Here is a 14,679-nt window from a genome sequence, read left to right on the forward strand (position 1 = left end):
AACAACAAAATGTGTGGATATAATCGTGAGCGACGCTGAACAACAATTGCATTATTCTACTTGTACGCTTTGTGAAGCAATGTGTGGCATTGAAGTAGCGACGAAAGGCCGTCAAATATTGTCAATAAAAGGGGATAAAAATAACCCCTTTAGCCAAGGTCATATTTGCCCGAAAGCCAGTGCGCTCAAAGACTTGTACGACGACCCTGACCGTTTAAAGCGCCCCGTAAAAAGGGTAAGACTTGAAGGAGGAGACAGCGCCTGGGAAGACTGCACCTGGGAAGAGATTTCGTGGGATGAAGCCTTCGACCTAGTTGCTAATAACTTGCACCGCATTCAACAGACCCACGGTAACAATGCGGTAGGTGTATATCTAGGAAATCCCAATGCGCACAACATGGGTTCTATTCTTTTTGGCCCCTATTTTTATCGCGCGCTGAAGACCCATAATCGTTACTCTGCCACATCAGTTGATCAACTGCCGCATCATATTATCAGCCGCAGACTTTTTGGCCATATGTCGCAGATTCCCATTCCTGACATCGACCACACGCAGCACTTTATGATCATTGGCGGGAACCCGCTGGCATCCAATGGCAGCATTATGACAGTGCCAAACGTGAAAAAACGTTTGAAGGGTATTCAAAAACGCGGAGGGAAAGTGGTTGTTATCGACCCTAAACGCAGTGAAACCGCTGATATAAGCTGTGAACATTACTTTATACGTCCTGGCAGTGATGCGCTGTTACTACTGGCTATGCTGCATGTATTGTTTGAAAAGCAACTGCACAAAATGGATGAAGTTTTACCTTATGCTGAAGATATAAAAGCGGTTGAAAAATACGTTCGCGATTATTCACCACAAAAGGTGAGCGAGCTTACCGGTATTTCGGCTTCACAAATAACTCAGCTTGTTGTGGATTTCTGCAATGCCGATTCTGCAGTTTGCTATGGCAGGATGGGGGCTAGCGTGCAAGCGTTTGGCACGCTAACTCAGTATCTGATTATGCTGTTTAACATGCTAACCGGAAACTTGGATAGGCGAGGTGGCATGATGTTTACTCAGCCAGCCGCTGATACCTTGCCGGTGTCAGGCAAAGGGAGTATGGGGGATTTTACATCACGGGTGCGCGGGCTTCCTGCCTTTGCTGGAGAGTATCCTGTAGCCTGTTTGGCTGAGGAAATCCTTACCCCAGGAGACGGGCAAATTAAGGCCATGGTAATTGGGGCAGGTAATCCCGTAGTCACTACGCCAAATGCAGAGCAGCTTGATAAGGCGTTTTCTCAACTCGACTTTATGGTTGCGGTAGATTTCTTCGTTACCGAAACCTCTCGCCATGCTGATGTAATTCTTCCTCCGGTAACCGCGCTAGAACGCGATCATTACGACATTGTTTTTCACAACTTTGCAGTGCGTAATTTCGCTAAATATTCCGAAGCTGTGGTGGACATTGATGAAGATCAGTTAACCGACTGGCAAATTTATCTGTCGCTGGCTAAGAGGCTAGATGCACTTAACGGAAAAAGCACGGCCCACTATCGATCGCTTTGGCAAAAGCAGCCTAAAGGCGTGGTTGACGACCTTTTGCAAAGAGGGATGTACGGTAAAAATGGACAGGGTGAAAATGCTGGGTATAAGCTTTCTTTAGAGACGTTAAAAGCGCATCCTCACGGTATCGATTTAGGGCCGCTGCAAAGCGCGTTACCGCACGCAATTTTTCACGAAAACCAAAAAATACATTTAGACTTTGAATATTTTATGGCGGATTTGAAAAGGGTTGATGCTCACTTTTTTAACGAGCAGAGCCAGCCTAACTCGCTTGTACTCATTGGTCGCCGCCATATAAAAACCAATAACTCATGGCTTCACAATAGTCCTAGAATGGTCAAAGGTAACAATCGCTGCACTTTGCAGATAAATCCAGCGGACGCGGATAAACACGATGTTAAAGATGGAGATGAAGTGAACGTACGGTCTCGTGTGGGGCAGCTAAAAATAAAGACTGAAATCACAGATGCGATTATGCCGGGCGTAATTTCTATTCCGCATGGGTGGGGGCATGATAAGAAAGGTATTAAACTATCGGTCGCAAGCCAGCACCCCGGCGTTAATACGAATATTCTTACCGATGATCTGCTGGTAGATGAGCTTTCCGGAAATGCGGTATTAAATGGCGTACCGGTGGAACTTGAAAAATTAAGATGAGGGAAGTTTCGTGTGATTTGATATTTATGCTGTTTTTATTGAACCTTGGGTTGTTCGACAGGGGAGCGAGTTGCTGAATAGTTTTCGTGCAATTCGGATTACATGCCTAAGAGCAAGCAAATCGAGATTTTTCGCCATATGCAATGACATATCTACTGTAAAGCAATATATTCTGATCATTGAGTCAATGACCTCCTTGACGCAAGTGAAGGGCCTGAATATGTATTCGAAGCTCTTTACCCCTACACGTATTTGCTTGTGGCTGACTTGCATGAAAAGCCAAACGCCATTAAACCAGTCAGTCGCTAGTAGAGTTTCATGTCGGAGATATTGAGGAAGTAGGAGGACTGGTATTGCTGTACTAATTAAAAATACCCAAATTCACTATGTTCTCACAGCCTCAATACGACCACGACCACAGCCGTGATGAGGCGGTAGTCGCTTGTGAGCATGTGGCTTTTAGATTTAACCTATGCGCTTATCTCTCATATTGGGCTGCTTGTTTCGGGGTGAATCATAAAACGGAAGCACAACAGTAAACTCTGCACCCTTACCTTTTGGTGTAGTTACATTTTTCACAGTAATCTCACCTTTCATGTGGTCCTGAATAATCATCTTCGACATATACAAGCCCATTCCTGTACCCTCTCCATGTGCCTTTGTTGTGAAGTACGGCTCAAATATTCGCTGAATCACTTCCGGTGCAATACCGCCGGCGTTGTCGGTAATGGTTATTTTGTTAATATCAAAAACAATGTCTATTGATTTTTTCTTATTCGTTTTCCCGTTAAGCGCATCTCTAGCGTTGCTTACTAAATTCAAAATAACCTGCTGAAACTCAGACCTGAATCCTTCTACATCGCCTGTTGCTCCAGACATACTTATCTCAATACCATTACTTTGCAATTGTGCTTGCTGCAGTGCAACTACCGACTCTACTGTTTTTGCCGTATCGAAAACTTCTGTATTTTTTTCTACACGAAAGAAATTTCTAAAGTCGTCGACCGTTTGGCTCATAAAGTCGATAGTGACTAAATTTTCTTTTATGAAGCGATTAATATCGTCATCGGTAATACCTTTTTTCATTTTGTATTTCAGTGTTTGAATGCGCAGAGCAAGCTCGTTTAATGGCTGGCGCCATTGATGCGCTATAGCACCTATCATTTCACCCATTGATGCCAATTTGGCCTGCTGTGTTAGCACCGCATCTCTTTTTTGGTCTTGCTGATATTGCGCATAGTTTTCTTCACTTATGCCAAGTTGTACTCGTTCTTTAAACTCAAGAAATACCATTGATGAAATATCAACACTTTGAGCTAGAAAAACCCAAACAATGATTGTTGTACCACAGGGGGAAATACCCACTTGTTCTCTTCCAACTACAAGGTTTACACGCTGATAAAAGGCATTGTTAAACGGAAACGCGATATACATTTTGTTGCTGCTAACACTGGCCGTTACCTCTACCCCTAGCTCAGATATGGCCTCGAGCGCAATGCCTTTCATCGCGATAAACTGTTTGTCACTTAGGTGTAAATAGTTTTTCAATTCCCTTATTTTCTCACGCGCGACTAACAGGGACTCGAGGACACAAAAGAAAGTTTCTTTGTCTGGTAAAGCAACCACATCAGGAACCGGTCCGTGGTTGTGCGCCATTAGATCCGAATGTGTTTGAATGTTTTGTTTTTCAGAGGCAGTTGAAATGCTATGAACCTGTTTGTTCTTTGAGGATATTGGCTGCGCTGCCAGTTGCTCTGTTGCCAATAAAGAGTTTTCAATTATCGCATGACTTTGCTTTACACCTTCCACCTTAAGCACAAGACAACTTGCATCGTCGTCTTTTCTAGCATGCTGTGACATGATTTCTTCGCACACCTGCTCTGCTGACGATTTACTGCAGTCAGATAATGCCTTTTCAAATGAAGTGACACCGTCAGATGAAACTGCAACACCATCGCCTTGATGAAGGCTAATAACGTATTCTTTAATCGATTCAGGGGAGGTAAACCCAAGTACGCCTTTTTGCGTTTTGAGTTGTTTGACTGAAGATGAGTTAAACTGCAGTGCCTTAATGTCACCAACGCAAATATAATGTAACAGCGACTGAGCTGTGTCTATTCGACCCACGAAAACTGTTGCACCAAACTTTTCAATGCCCTTTACTTTGCACAGGCCTTGAAACAGCGCTTTTATAGATAGGTTTTGGTTGGCATCTACATAACAGCGCAAGTCCTCTGCCAATGCTCCCACTTCAACATTACCGTGTCCGCCGACATCGCCAATAACAACCAGGATGTCATTTTCACGCTCACAAACGCTGACGAAGTCGCCGCACCCTTTCTTTGAGGTAAACGGTTTTAGCTTAAAGCTGTAGGACACCATGCTAATAGTCTTTTATACAGGTAATGCAGGTACCTCTGTCAGACGTTTCTAAACTAAATTCGTCTGACATCCTTACAATTGATGACATGCCTAATCCAAGGCTTCCCGATGAGCTGTTTCCCTCAATAAATGCTTGTTCGATATTCATTTGCATTCCTTTGCCGTTATCCACTGCTTCAATAATGCACTGCGAGCCAGAGTAAGAGAGCGTAATATTTCCACTACAGCCATACTTAATAATATTGTAGGCCAGCTCAGAAGTGACTGTAGCAATCTCAGTTACAGCTACTTCGTCTGCGACATGTTGCCTAGTTAAGAACGACACGTTATTAAGCAATACATGTACGTCAGTGTTTGCTTGAATTCGATAACGCTTTGATTGCATGGCTAACATCCAATTCAGTGTCGAAGGAAATATCTGCGTCAAAGGTAAGTAAGACAGCCGCTGTATAAGGATTTAAACCACAAAAAATAACCCTTCTTCCCATCATTTTTAGACCTGTATGCAGTGCAGTGAGCTTTTCTATGTCGGCTCTTACAATCACGTCTAATAAAGTTAAGTCAATAACCACTTGCTGGCTTCCCAATACATCAACTTCCTTACAAAATGCATAACAAAGCTTATCCTTATTTAAATCCTCTATACAAAGATCTACTACCGACACTCCCTGCATTTGAGAAACCTTACTGTGAAGCGCTGACATTATAATTTCACCAGCTCATAACCAATCAATCTGTACGCTTCTTTCATTGCATCTTGAAGCGTCGTGGTGGTGATGAGATCAGACACATCCATACCAAGATTAACGATATTTTGTGCTATTAATGGTGAAATGCCGGAAACAATCGCACGACAACCCATTAGTCGCGTTGCTTTCGCAATTTTGACAAGGTGTGCAGCAACTGAGCTGTCCACAATATTGATACCAGCAATATCGATAAGTGCAACGCGAGTTGATTGCTCTTTAATGTTAACCAATATATCTTCCATCACTTTTTGTGACTTCACTGAATCCATGGACCCAACAAGGGGCACCATCAGAACATTTTCTGCAATTTTTAAAAGTGGTAGGTCGAATCGGCTAGCAAGAATTTGCTCATTTAAGTCTTCAATTTCAGTTTTCTGTTCATCTATTTTGCTGTTTTGACTGGCAATTGTTGCATTTTGATGCTGTATTTCTGTGTTTTCTAAGATTCCATTAGTATGTGTTGCCATTGCCTTTTCCTTTTGATTTTCACTGTTCAAAAATAGAACAATCCTGCCTTTTTAGAAACCGAAGAGTCTTATACTTTAGTATAAAAATAATGGATGGGATTGAACGTTGATTAATCAAAAACTATCTTTTAATAAGTCACGAAGAATGGAATTGTCGTATGCTTACTGGGCTTAATATATTGATTGCAGATGATTCTGCACAAACACTGGAGATGTTGTCTTTTATCATCGAGAGCGAAGGTGCCCATGTGCGCACCGCGACTAATGGTCATGAGGCAATTCAACGAACTCATGAGGGCGCTTACGACGTTATTCTGATGGATATTCAAATGCCAATTTGTGATGGTGTCGAGGCCACGCAACACATACGACAAGAAGGAGTGCTAACGCCCATCATTGCTGTTACAGCCGCTACAGAATTTGAGGCGCAAGCGTTTTTATCAAAAGGTTTTTCTGACTATTACCTCAAACCCGTAGATTTTGAACAACTCAACGAAAAGATAACATCATGGGTTGAAACAGCAGCCAATAAAGCAGCAGGTTAACATTGTCTGCGTTTATTTAGTTTTAGACCCTATATAAATAATAGAGTGCATCCAATGCGTACATTAAACGTATGTAGCAAACCATGGCCAAGCGGGTTTGGATACATGTTGGATTTATTCATCTAAATGCAAACTATAGTCACCAAAGCCTCTTAACGTACTTCTACCAGCTTGTTGCGAAACCAGTGTTTTTTATCATATGTCTACCGGTGGGAGTGATTGAAATAGCAATTGGCGTTTAACAAACTATGCGTCAAACACTTCAGGAAATTTAGCTTCGAGCTTGTCTGACGGCAGCGGCCTACTAAACAAGTAACCTTGTCCCTGTTCACAGTCCAACGATTCAAGCATTTCCTGTTGTTGCATTGTTTCAATCCCTTCGCACACTAATCTCAAATTGAGTGACTTGGCCAAAGTTTTAATTGCAGTCAAAATACTAAATGCTTGCTTGTTTTCGCAAATATCTCTTATAAACGCTTTGTCGATTTTCAATAAATCAAAATTGAAACTTTTCAAGTAAGACAAGCTTGAGTAACCCGTGCCAAAGTCATCTAATGCCACGGTGACGCCCAGAGACTGAAGCGCAGAAATCGTTTTGTTAGCATTGACTACGTTTTGTAAAAGCGCAGACTCTGTAATCTCAAGTTCGAGCAAAGGTGGTGGCACGTCATATTCTTGAAGGGTGCTCGCGATGAGCTCTACGAAGCCTGGCGCATTGAATTGAGAAGCGCCGATATTAACGGCGACGCCTATCCTCACGCCTCTATCCAGCCACTTTTTCACTTGCAAACAACTCTTCGCAAGCACTTGCTCTCCTAATAATTGTATCAAGTTAGATTGTTCAGCAACTGAAATAAATTTATCTGGCGGTATCAGCAGTCCTTCATGCCCAACCAAACGCACGAGTGCCTCAACACTGGTTATAATGCCGGTTGTTAATGAGTACTTAGGCTGAAAGTGAATGATTAATGCGTTTTCATCCAAGCGCTGGTGAAGCAGTTTCTCAATATTGACGCGCTCTTTAAGCTCATCAGTGAGGGTTTCGTTATAAAAGGCATGCGCATTACGCCCCTTACTTTTGACCTTAAACATTGCGGTATCGGCATGTCGTATTAGGTCGTCAGCGGTATTAGCATCGTTTGGATAAATGCTAATTCCCATACTCAATGTTAAGCGATAGCGCTCATCTAATATGTTGAACGGTTTACTTATCTCTTCAAATAATTGAAAGGCAATTTTGTTGATGTGTTCGTGACTTGCACAGTCAACTAGGAGCACTACAAATTCATCTCCTCCCACACGCGAGATTATCGCGGTGTCATCACATACCATTTGTAAACGGTTGGCGACCGTCTTTATAACTTCATCACCTCTGTCGTGTCCAATTGTGTCGTTGAGGTATTTGAAGTTGTCAATGTCGAACATAAGCACAGCGACAAGATAGTTTGTATGCCTTGCGCGCGCAATTTCTTGCTTCAATTGATTGTTTAGGGAAACTCGGTTTGGAAGTCCTGTCAGGTAGTCGTGGTTTGCAAGGTGAGTCATCTGATTTGCCAGGGCAACGACATCGCTAATATTTTGAAACGCTAGTACTCCACCAATGAGGTCAATATTATCGATATCAAATAACGGACTCGCAGTCAGCTCTATTTGATATCGTTCACCCGAGCGACTGCAAAGCTCGACATCAAGTGACATCGTAATCTCGCGCTTTTGAGACATAGCGATATCAAGTGGGTCGAGCGTCGCAGACGTGTTACTCGAGTAGTTTAATTTAATAATATCTGTGATTGCATTACCTGTTGCCTCAGAGGCTAGAAAGCCAGTAAGTCGTTGGGCAACTGGGTTAATGAACGTTACTTTTTTATTAATATCAGTGGCAACGACGCCATCACCAATTGAGCGCAATATTGTTTTTAAGTGTGTTTTCTCGGCATGGGTTTGATTTAGTGCTTTTTTGACCGACTCAGCTTGTTGTCTTATGACCATTTGGTTCTTAATGCGCATCAAGCATACGTTGGTGTGGATAGGTTTGGTAATAAAATCTACTGCACCGAGTTCGAGTGCTTGTACTTCTATTTCAGCATCATGGTGGGAGGTTATAAAAACGAAACTTGTTGAAAGTAATGTTGGTATTTTTTGAAGTAACTTACATAAATTAAATCCATTGATTTCGGGCATTTCGATATCGAGCAAAACAATATCGGGCGTATATTGCTCTGCCAGTGACAATGCATGTTGAGGTGAAGTGGTCTTTATGACTTGATAATGAGCATTTAGCGCGCTTGCAATAACCTCAAGCTGAATGACTTCGTCATCGACAGCAAGAATTACTCCCTTATTATTACACGTTGACGACATGCGCTAAATCCCTACAAACTTTCCATTTTCACTATTAATCGTGGCTCTACTAGTTGCAAATGCAACTTAACGCTTCGAATGCACCCTTAAATAAAACTAGCAGTATTTTGAAATTTATAACTATTAGGCAAAAGTATAACCAAGCAGACGGAAATTTATCCCAAGGTAATGAGTTGTTTTCAATAAAATTAAAGTAGCGTTTTAAAGCACGAGCAGTGGAATTTAAATCTTTTGCCTTCCTGTAGTTGACTAGATGATTAATCCAAAGGTTTACAGGTGTAATATATTCGTGGTTTGAATAATAAAAAGTTGGGATACCTTCGAGCTTAATATGCCCACTATTGGGTACCGAAAGGGGAAGCACAGAGAAAGGCTTGGATTGAATCACGTAAGTCATGTACTACCCCGAATGAATCTAAGAATTTCTAAAGGGTAGTACATTTTCCAGAAAGTGCTCAGCTACAGTCTAACGTTCCAGAACGCGATCTACATAGTAACAAACTCTTCGCCACTAGTTGGGTGAATAGCCACGCATGCATCAAAGTCAGCTTTAGTTGCGCCCATCTTAATTGCAACAGCAAAACCTTGCAGAATTTCGTCCATGCCATGACCAATACCGTGTAGGCCAACTACTTTTTCATCTTTACCCGCGCATACAAGCTTCATCTTTGTCATTTGACGGTGTCGGGTCACTGCTGTGTACATAGACGCAAAGCTCGAGGTATATACTTTTATATCGTCCTCGCCATACTGCTCAATGGCTTCAGGTTCTGTTAAACCTATTGTACCGATAGGCGGGTGGCTAAAGACAACCGTAGGAATAAGCGAGTAATCCATGTGTGCGTCTTTTTGGCCGTTAAACAGACGTTCGCTTAGCAAGCGGCCCGCTTTCACTGCTACTGGAGTAAGCTCGGCTTTACCGGTAATATCACCTACTGCGTACACGTTTTTCACTGTGGTATTTTGATATTTATCCACTTTTACTGTGCCGTCATCACTAAGCTCAACGTCAGTGTTTTCAATATCGATTTTGTCGGTAGAGGGTTTACGGCCAATAGCCCAAATTAAGCAGTCAGCTTTTAACACTTCGCCATTGGTTAAGTGTACAGATAGCTCGCCATCGTCAGCCTTTTCCACTTTCTCAACGCTGGCATGGTCGTGCAGTTTACAGCCTTCAGCGTGGATCATATCCACCAAGGTCTCGTGAATAAGCGGGTCGAAATTTCTAAGCGGCGCGTGTTTGCGAACCACTAGGTGCGATTCTGTGCCAAGGGCATGAAGTACACCAGCTAGCTCAACACCAATGTATCCGGCACCTACCACAACAGCACGCTTAGGTTGCTCTTTAAGCGCAAAGAAACCATCAGAATCAATGCCGTATTCGGCACCTTCTATATCTGGGATGATTGGGCGGCCGCCTACAGCAATCGTAATATGATCAGCCGTGTACTTTTCGCCATTAACTTCTACCGTGTTGTTATCAATGAACTTTGCGAAACCACGGATAAGCGTTACATCGTTTGCAGTAAGAGCGCGGTCGTAAGAGGCATGAATACGCTCAATATAAGCTTGGCGGCTGGCAATCAGGCTGTCCCAGCTAAAGTGATTTACCGACAAATCGAACCCGTATTCAGGTGCGTAACGGTGCACGGCTTCAGCAATTTGTGCACCGTACCACATGGCTTTTTTAGGCACGCAGCCAACGTTCACGCAAGTACCGCCAATATCTTTTGCTTCAATGATGGCGGCCTTCTTTCCGTGTTTAGCTGCACGGTTTGCAGATGCGATACCACCGCTGCCACCGCCAATACAAATATAATCAAAATGTGTCATTCAAAAAGCCTTCTTTGTCGGTTAGGCGAACGTAAGCGATAAGCATAACTGCCTTCGGCAGGTTCGCACAGCAAATCATTCTCTATTGGTCTTGTCATAAAGACCAATCAAAAGACCGAGATTTGCTTTAGGGAATTTCATTTAGTTTAACAATGGGGACAGTGCAGCCTAATTAAAAGGCTAAGATAAAGCGAGGCATATTCATGCATCGCGCTTCCTATTTTCAGCACGTAACCTTTAAAGCTTATTCACTTATAGTAGCAGAAAGCTCTTCTGGTTCTATTTGAATACTAAACGCTTTTCCACGTTCTTCTTCAAAGTGTACGAGTTTTTGAATGGTAGCGTCACTAAACACGTGACCTTCAGGAAGAATTAGAATATGACTATCGTTATATAAATTTTGGGCAAGGACCATGCCTGCCTTAAGCTGCGTGGCTTTCAGTGATGTAGAGAGCAGTTTAGACGTTGTCACATCTTCTGCTTCAAGTAGAAGGTCCAAAAACTCGCCGTCATAGCGGGTATTTCGGTGCTTTTTCATTTCTAATTTGGCATCGCGAGGGCTCATTTCCACACCACTCATTCTGCCGGTTACTAAGCGCCAATAATCTCGGGCAATCGCTAAAATACGTGCGCCTGCGGGAATTTCTTTGGCAACTTTGTTATACAAACCAGAGCCATTGTAGTGCTCGAATTGAAACTCGATGATGTCTGAAACTTGATGCAGCTCGTGTGCCGGTGCAAGGATCAGTGCCGCCTGTTTGGTTTGCGACAAGTAATTTTGCTGCTGTTGATATTTAAGCTTTGAAAATGGCGCTTTGAAATCTTCGGTTTCAAGCCCTAGCAGGCCAAGCTCACAAATAAGGCCGGCATAGCGCACTTGTTTTATTTCGTCTTTCTCCAAACGAGCAATACGCGCAAGTTTCGACGCTAACTCACTCACCTCAATAGCAAACTTACCGTTGATGTTTGGATTAATGCTTATAACGTTGAACAGCACTTGCTCCATGGCAATATTGTGCTTTTCTATTTTATTTAGCGCGGCCTTTATTTGGCGAGTACGCTTTTGTACCACTTGTTCCAGCGAAGCGTTTACGTCTCTAAGCTTTCTGTTTTGAAGGCGAGTAAGTTTTTGAAGTCGCGTATTTTCGGCCTTCAATTTCACCCGCTCTAACCCTTCCTCAACCACAGATATTAATTCTTGGTTATCCCACGGCTTTTGAAGATATCGATGAATTTTACCTTGGTTAACGGCTTTAATGGTTGATTCGATATCTGCATATCCAGTAAGGACAACTCTAAATGTGTCGGGATAATTAATAGCAACTTGTTCAAGAAGCTCGGCGCCCGACATTTGAGGCATTTTCATGTCTGAGATTACAACGTGGACCTCGTGATTACTCATCAGTTCCAGTGCTTTAGCACCGCTGTCAGCAAGGAGGAGCGTAATATCCATAGTGAAGAGCGCGCGTTTAATTGCACGAAGAATATTAGGTTCGTCGTCGACAAATAACACGGTATAGGTTGAAGCTTGTTCAGTAGGCTCTGTCATAAAAAATAATCCTTATACGCGACGTAACTAATATCACATGCTATTGCATTATTTGACACTGTAACTTCATGCATTATTAGTCTCACCGTTATTTTGTGAGTCTTTGGAAACTGGGTTAACTGGAAGCGCTAGCGTAAATGTACTGCCATCTCCCTCGGTGCTAGTGGCAGATAGCGTCCCACCGTGTTCTTGCGCAATACCAAATGAGATTGAAAGTCCTAAACCCGTTCCTTGCCCTTCCGGTTTCGTAGTGAAAAAAGGGTTAAACAGTTTATCAAGATGGCTTGGCGGTATTCCGCAGCCGGAATCTTCTACTCGTAACTCAACAAACTCGCCAACAGTGCACGTTGTAATAATGATTTTGCCGTTTTTGCCAGTAGCTTCAATAGCTTGACCAGCATTAATGAGAAGGTTAGTTATCACTTGAGATATTTTACCAACATTCATATCTACATCAGGGATCCTTCCCAAATGCGTTTCAACTGTACATATGTATTTCAGTTGGTTATTGACCATGGCCAATGTGGTTCGCACACAATCATTAATGTTGTGTTTTTGCATTTGATCGCTATCAACGCGTGAAAACAATTTAAGCCCTTTCACTATCTCAGCGACGCGCTGCAAGCCCTCGCGAGAGTCACCGAGCAAGTCGGAAATATCTTCGTTGATGAAAGCCATATCCTGATTGCCCAGCATTTTTTCTAGTTTATTAAGGGCCAGCGCGCGCTTTTGCTCATCCTTCTCGTCTAAAACAACCTGAATCTGTGAAAAAATCATTTGATAAGTCGCAACGTATTCACTGAGTGTTGAAATGTTGCTGCTAACAAAACCTACAGGGTTATTGATTTCGTGGGCAACACCAGCGGCGAGTTGCCCTACTGATGCCATTTTTTCAGCCTGAAGAAGTTGTACTTGGGCCTCTTTTAAATCTTTGTTCGTTTCTTCTAGCTGATAGTTTTTCTGGTTGAGTAAGGCTGTCCTGTCTTGCACTTTTTCTTCAAGAAGTGTGTTTAGTTCTTTAAGCTCATCTTGTGCACGCTGGCGCTGTTCGTACTCTTCCTTTAGCCGCTCAACGAGTTGATTGAATGCCTCAGCGACCTCGCTTAATTCATCTTTACCCCTAACAGGAACAAAAACTTCTTTATAGTCATTGTTTCTTACCGCCTCACCTAAGTGTTTAGCACCCTGCAAAAGCTGCTGAAGCTGAGACATTAAAAACGAGCCGAGTAAATACGAACACAAACCAACTAAAACGAACTCCATCAGAGCAAGGGTTACCGTCCAGTTTCTAACCCTAGAGACCGATTCAGTAACTGAGGCTATGTTTAGGCCAATTTCCACATAGCCGTATAAAGTATTGTTTACCATGATTGGAGCGCGGGTGTCATATACACCATCGTCTGCTTCTGACACCGACAAGTCTGCTTCAAAGGGACGGCTAAGCGCGGCTTCACTTCCTTTCTCTACAAATATATTGTTGGTTTTGTCTTTTACTCTCACGTAAGAAATATTAGGGTTGGTTAATATCTCGGATACATCTGCATCAAGTGAAGCTAAGTCATAGCTTAAAAAAGCATTCTTTGTTGTAGATACAAAAAGTGCAACCGTGGTGTCTGCTGACTTTTTGATGTTGCTGTCAACAAGATCGTTTAACAATTGAAACACGGTCACAATGAGCACCAGCAGCAAAAGTGCAGCGATACTTGCAATTCCGGTAATCGTTTTAAATCGTAACGACAGCTTCATATGTTCATTTCTCATAGGTGCGGTCTTGAAAGTGACGCAATCCCTAGGTCTCTCACGTCGTTCCAATCGCTGTCTCTAGAGGCAATAAATCCGCCCAACCCAATGTCGCTTAATATTGAGGACTTACTGCTGTCATTAGATAATGCAATCAATGCATTAAGAATAGCTTGTCTATCGTCTTCTGCCATTTTTGGGTGTGTCGCGATGGGGTGGGGCGTATAGCCCTCGCTTTGCCACAGCACACGAAGGTCATTTTTTATTGCCTCTGGAGAAATGTTAAACGTGCGAAAAATTCCGCCACCTGCTTTAAAAAAGTTACGCTGCACTGATAAGTACACTGAGTCGTGAGATTTCACATAACGCGGAATGAATGCGACATTATTTTTGCGTAAGTGAGCGCTGGTAATAATAGTCGCTGCAAACGCAGCGGGCGCAGGAAAGGCAATTTCAGCCCCGTTTAAATCTGAAAGCGTTTGAATTGGACTGTCCTGGTGGACAACAATAAGCCCACGTATTTTCTTGTCTGCCTGATGAGCAAGTGCGCGATAACCCACTGATTCGTTAAAAACCACGAAATGATAAGGGTTCATGTACGCTATATCATACATCCCAGCAGTCAGGTTATCCTCAAAGCTTGGAATGTCTTTGGCCGTTCTAAATTCAATGTTAAGACCAGTGTAATTACTTACGTAATCAATAAATGGTTGCCAGTTCTCGGTCATTTTCTTGGCAGATTGCTGAGGAACAACGGCAAACGTCAGCACTTTCCCCACAGCTGAAAGCGGAACCAAAGTAAACCATAGAGCGATTAAAATGCACGTTGCTGGCCAAGACATAGTCA

The 14,679-nt window shown here is 42.8% G+C and carries 11 protein-coding genes; 2 read left to right on the forward strand and 9 right to left on the reverse strand.

Annotation, left to right across the window (positions count from 1 at the left end; translation table 11 throughout):
* Positions 1–25: 25 nt before the first annotated feature.
* Complete coding sequence (locus ACXAGV_RS05800) at positions 26–2,206, forward strand: molybdopterin oxidoreductase family protein (RefSeq protein WP_474872436.1); 2,181 nt, start codon at positions 26–28, stop codon at positions 2,204–2,206.
* A gap of 465 nt (positions 2,207–2,671) precedes the next feature.
* Here ACXAGV_RS05800 and ACXAGV_RS05805 read toward each other — a convergent pair whose 3' ends face one another.
* From ACXAGV_RS05805 to ACXAGV_RS05820, 4 genes are read right to left on the reverse strand one after another with little or no spacing between them, the layout of a single operon-like run.
* Entirely contained in the window at positions 2,672–4,588 is a 1,917-nt protein-coding gene (locus ACXAGV_RS05805) for an ATP-binding protein (RefSeq protein WP_474872437.1), read from the reverse strand.
* Between the two features lies 1 nt (position 4,589).
* Positions 4,590–4,973: an ATP-binding protein gene (locus tag ACXAGV_RS05810; protein WP_474872438.1), complete on the reverse strand. Its 384-nt coding sequence runs from the start codon at positions 4,971–4,973 to the stop codon at positions 4,590–4,592.
* Positions 4,936–5,292 (reverse strand): STAS domain-containing protein, encoded by a 357-nt coding sequence (locus ACXAGV_RS05815; RefSeq protein ID WP_474872439.1) that lies wholly within the window; start codon positions 5,290–5,292, stop codon positions 4,936–4,938. Before ACXAGV_RS05815 ends, ACXAGV_RS05810 begins: the two co-directional genes overlap by 38 nt.
* Positions 5,292–5,804, reverse strand: coding sequence for an STAS domain-containing protein (locus ACXAGV_RS05820; protein ID WP_474872440.1), 513 nt, complete (start codon positions 5,802–5,804; stop codon positions 5,292–5,294). Before ACXAGV_RS05820 ends, ACXAGV_RS05815 begins: the two co-directional genes overlap by 1 nt.
* A 158-nt stretch (positions 5,805–5,962) precedes the next feature.
* Here ACXAGV_RS05820 and ACXAGV_RS05825 point away from each other — a divergent pair, with 158 nt between their 5' ends.
* Complete coding sequence (locus ACXAGV_RS05825; protein WP_474872441.1) at positions 5,963–6,349, forward strand: response regulator; 387 nt, start codon at positions 5,963–5,965, stop codon at positions 6,347–6,349.
* 246 nt (positions 6,350–6,595) lie between these two features.
* Here ACXAGV_RS05825 and ACXAGV_RS05830 read toward each other — a convergent pair whose 3' ends face one another.
* From ACXAGV_RS05830 to ACXAGV_RS05850, 5 genes are all read right to left on the reverse strand, one after another.
* A complete protein-coding gene (locus ACXAGV_RS05830) occupies positions 6,596–8,710 on the reverse strand; it encodes an EAL domain-containing protein (protein ID WP_474872442.1) in 2,115 nt (704 codons plus the stop codon).
* A 486-nt stretch (positions 8,711–9,196) separates the two neighbouring features.
* The gene (gene gorA, locus ACXAGV_RS05835) at positions 9,197–10,543 is read right to left on the reverse strand and encodes a glutathione-disulfide reductase (protein WP_474872443.1); all 1,347 of its coding nucleotides are present in this window, start codon (positions 10,541–10,543) and stop codon (positions 9,197–9,199) included.
* A gap of 244 nt (positions 10,544–10,787) precedes the next feature.
* Positions 10,788–12,092 (reverse strand): response regulator c-di-GMP phosphodiesterase, NosR family, encoded by a 1,305-nt coding sequence (nosR, locus tag ACXAGV_RS05840; RefSeq protein WP_474872444.1) that lies wholly within the window; start codon positions 12,090–12,092, stop codon positions 10,788–10,790.
* 66 nt (positions 12,093–12,158) lie between these two features.
* Positions 12,159–13,838: a sensor histidine kinase gene (locus tag ACXAGV_RS05845; protein ID WP_474872529.1), complete on the reverse strand. Its 1,680-nt coding sequence runs from the start codon at positions 13,836–13,838 to the stop codon at positions 12,159–12,161.
* 11 nt (positions 13,839–13,849) lie between these two features.
* Positions 13,850–14,674: a phosphate/phosphite/phosphonate ABC transporter substrate-binding protein gene (locus tag ACXAGV_RS05850; RefSeq protein ID WP_474872445.1), complete on the reverse strand. Its 825-nt coding sequence runs from the start codon at positions 14,672–14,674 to the stop codon at positions 13,850–13,852.
* Positions 14,675–14,679: the final 5 nt, after the last annotated feature.

This window comes from Alteromonas sp. ABH4_453 (genome assembly GCF_056160665.1).